This is a genomic window from Lysobacter xanthus (genome assembly GCF_047159895.1).
In genome coordinates this window covers 1-3,525 of record NZ_BAAGAB020000119.1, presented here as the reverse complement: position 1 = coordinate 3,525, position 3,525 = coordinate 1, and the positions used below count along the sequence as shown (strand labels likewise).

3 protein-coding genes are annotated in these 3,525 nt (G+C 60.3%); all 3 read left to right on the top strand.

The genetic code is table 11. The features are described 5' to 3' along the window. The first annotated feature begins 1,154 nt into the window (after positions 1 to 1,154). The 3 genes from ACY35P_RS15135 to ACY35P_RS15125 all read left to right on the top strand — a co-directional run bounded on the left by ACY35P_RS15135 (position 1,155) and on the right by ACY35P_RS15125 (position 3,419). Positions 1,155 to 1,478: a hypothetical protein gene (locus tag ACY35P_RS15135; protein ID WP_462116666.1), complete on the top strand. Its 324-nt coding sequence runs from the start codon at positions 1,155 to 1,157 to the stop codon at positions 1,476 to 1,478. A gap of 932 nt (positions 1,479 to 2,410) precedes the next feature. Beyond that, positions 2,411 to 3,052 carry a helix-turn-helix transcriptional regulator gene (locus ACY35P_RS15130; RefSeq protein WP_462116665.1) on the top strand — a complete coding sequence of 214 codons (642 nt, stop codon included), beginning with the start codon at positions 2,411 to 2,413 and terminating at the stop codon, positions 3,050 to 3,052. A gap of 25 nt (positions 3,053 to 3,077) precedes the next feature. After that, positions 3,078 to 3,419 (top strand): hypothetical protein, encoded by a 342-nt coding sequence (locus ACY35P_RS15125; protein ID WP_462116664.1) that lies wholly within the window; start codon positions 3,078 to 3,080, stop codon positions 3,417 to 3,419. The last annotated feature ends 106 nt before the right edge of the window (positions 3,420 to 3,525 follow it).

The window sequence follows — 3,525 nt, the reverse complement described above, 5'->3', positions numbered from 1 at the left end:
CAAGGTCGTGTGGGCTCTAACAATTCGTCCAAGCCGACGCCGCTTCGCGGCGCGGCTTAACTCAGGTGTTAGGCCCCTATGGAAAGTTTCGTGTTCTTTGCATGTTCTCTCGTCTTAGGGTTTGCTGGTTTCATCGCCTTCCCAATGGCGATTGACGGTCGGTTTGACGCCGATCTTCAAGGCGGCCTCACGCACCCGCTGGCTATGCCAGCTCGAAAGGTCCTTTTATTTGGTTTCGCCGGCGCCGCCATGACCAGCTGCGCGTGTGCCTGGCTTGGCCCGAAGGCGGCAGTGCTATTCGCGTGGATCGCGTTCTCTTTCTTCACTGCGGCGTTAGCCGTACCAGCCCTGATCGAGCATGGGTTCAACGGTCTAAAGCTCTTGGGCCGGAAAAACTATAGTCGCCTTCTGTTGTGCCTCCTTGTGGTGTTTCAGATCGCTGACTCGGCTCCTATCACTCGCTAGGGGCCTAACAATTCGTCCAAGCCGACGCCGCTTCGCGGCGCGGCTTAACTCAGGTGTTAGCCGTTCAGCACATAACTGGAGGATTCATGAAGGTTTCCCTTCTGCTCGTACTAATCTTATTAATCTGCACTGGCTGCTCTACCGAGCCGTCTGAATCAGACCTCACTGAAGCTGCTCATGTTCAATATGCCGACTTCAACGCCAGAACTAACAGCATGACGGGGGGAGCGTCTACAAATTCGCAATTCGTAGTGCATAGCGTCAAAAAGGTTAGCTGCACACCTTTAGGCTCGAGCGCATACAGCTGTGATGCAGAGATAGACGTAACTGAGGCATTGCTTGGGCGCCATAAGACCATCAAGACCATTAAACTGAAAGCAGTCGGATCGGACTGGGAAATTGCAAATGTTTTCTAGTAAAACGTCCGACTTGCGCTGGTAGCTTCGGCTACGGCCGTGGTGTGCGGCGCCGTTGCACAGAATGCGGCCCCGGATCAAACCGTGGAAGGCCGTTACGAATACATCGCATGGGTCAGCGGGAAACGTAAGCATGTCGGTACCGCCAAGCAAATGCGTCTGAGCCCATCTGGGTAAACGGCTAACAATTCGTCCAAGCCGACGCCGCTTCGCGGCGCGGCTTAACTCAGGTGTTAGGCCCCGGAAACTTGCTCATCCCAAATGGAGGTTCACATGCGGAAGTTCGCCTTTGCCTTGTTCGCTCTGTCGCTGCCTTTCGTTGCAGGTGCGGAGCAGGTCGGTAGCAAATTCGTCTATCCCCTGAGCCAGCTCGCGGAAGAGCATGCGGACAACGTTCCGGGCATCGTGGATAAGTTCATGGCCGATACGGGCCGCACGTCGCTCATCAATCCCTCGAAGGTGTTGTTCCTGCTCAACGGGCAGCATGCTGATGAGGTGGCGAGCAAACTGAAGAGCGCCGATCGCGTTGAAGTGCTGTACGGCGGCGAAAACGTGGTGATCAACGTCATCACCAAGCCTGCCAAGGCCGGGGCCTAACAATTCGTCCAAGCCGACGCCGCTTCGCGGCGCGGCTTAACTCAGGTGTTAGCGCCCACCACCGGCTATCAATGAGAGAGCCGCAGTGGTCTGTCGGTGCTCTCCCACTCTTGTGCTCCCACCCGCGCCTGCTAGGCGCCGGACGGCCCCCACATCCTTATCGCAGGCCTTTTGGCATCGGGCCGCGCATCAGCTCGGCCGCGCCCGCTCGGCTCTGAGCCGGCGCCCGGCCAGCTCGCAGTCGCCGGCCATGGCATGCTCCGCTCCGTGGAGTTAGGCCAACTCGGCAAGGTCGTGTGGGCTCTAACAATTCGTCCAAGCCGACGCCGCTTCGCGGCGCGGCTTAACTCAGGTGTTAGCGCTCGCACCAGTCGAATCGCAACGTGGGGATCAAATGGCTGCTCGTAATCTGTCGGAAGTGTCACGCGCAACGGTCGAGGCAATTGTCGCGAGCCCGCGTGTAGCTATGTACAACGTCGGCATTACCATGAGCCCTGATCGCCGTCGGCGTCAGTACGCTCTCTACTCCACCCCGCGGGCTTGGAACCATATGGCTTTCTTGGCGTATGGGCTCACTCTGCAACAAGCCCAAAAGCTGGAAATGGAGCTCTTCGAGCACTGCGCCAAGGCTCCTCCGAGAAGTCAGCTCGCAAAGAAGTACAGTCCCGTGAAAGAAGGGGCGTACCGCCGTAGCGCTGGTGGCCGCGCAGACGATGGCGAGGCGTCGTATTCGGTCTATGTGGCGTGGTGTGAACCAGGTGAGCGCTAACAATTCGTCCAAGCCGACGCCGCTTCGCGGCGCGGCTTAACTCAAGTGTTAGGCCCCGGAATCAGCTCTCTGGCGCTTTGGTGACGGGAAGTGGCGGGTTGCTGGCGTGTCGCTAGACTGCAGTCCACCCGATGCTCTGGTCACCTTTCCGCCAGAGCCCGCAATGGACCACGAAATGAAGCTGTCCGCTACCGCCGTCCGCCAGTCGCGAATCGAACGGGGCTGGTCCCAAGAACAGCTCGCCATCGCTTCTGGGCTGAGCCTGCGCACCGTGCAGCGCGTGGAGTCCGAAGGCATTGCCTCGCTCAGCACTGCGTCGAGCCTGGCGGCCACGTTCAGCGTCCCGCTCCTGCAGCTTCAGGAACTGCCAGTTTCGTCCCAGCCTCAGCACCCCGGGTCGAGCGTGTTCGCCATGTTCTATCTGGGCTTGGTCGTGCTAATGCTCGCGGCCATCGGTGAGTCCGGTCGCCTGCCAAGCGATCCTATGTCGTCGGGCATTCTCGCCACGGACATCCTGGTTGCGGTCGTAGGCGCCACGCTCGCCATCCCGGCCGGGTTCCGGCTGCTGCGCTCCGGCCTGTATGCCGGCGTCCTTCTTGCCGTAGTTGGTATCCCGTTGGTCACTCTGCTCTGCGGCGGGCTATTGGTCTCTGCCCTCGTTCACCGCTTCCCGCTCTGGCAATTGCTGGGCATTGGCGCCTGCGGCCTCGCACTCGTCGCAATGTCGGTGCGCGCGTTCTGGCAGAGTCAGCGGCCGGGGCCTAACAATTCGTCCAAGCCGACGCCGCTTCGCGGCGCGGCTTAACTCCGGTGTTAGGCGTGGCAGGAAGATGAACCGCCACTGGAATCTGCTGAAAGCCCTAAAGCCAGCTTCGATCGTAGTGGTGTTCGTAGTCTGGAATGCCATCGGCCTGTGCGGTGTGCACCTTAATGGCGGTGCGGGTCGTATTCGCACGCCTGCATCTGGGCTGCTCATGGCGGTCGACTGCGTCCTGCTCGCGGCTGCGGCAGCCGCGGTTGCGCTCAGCCCGGCCTGGCAGCGCCGTGCGCTCCGACCCGGTGCGGATATTGCGTCGGCACGGCCGGGCTTGTGGTTTATTGTGGCAATCGCGGGCTTTCTCGCAATTGCTGGCGGCGTGTCTGCAGTCGGTCTGCTTCGCGGCCACGCCTAACAATTCGTCCAAGCCGACGCCGCTTCGCGGCGCGGCTTAACTCAGGTGTTAGGCCGCATGAAGAGATTGCTCGCAAACGTAGTTGTGGCCATCGGCTGCGTCATCG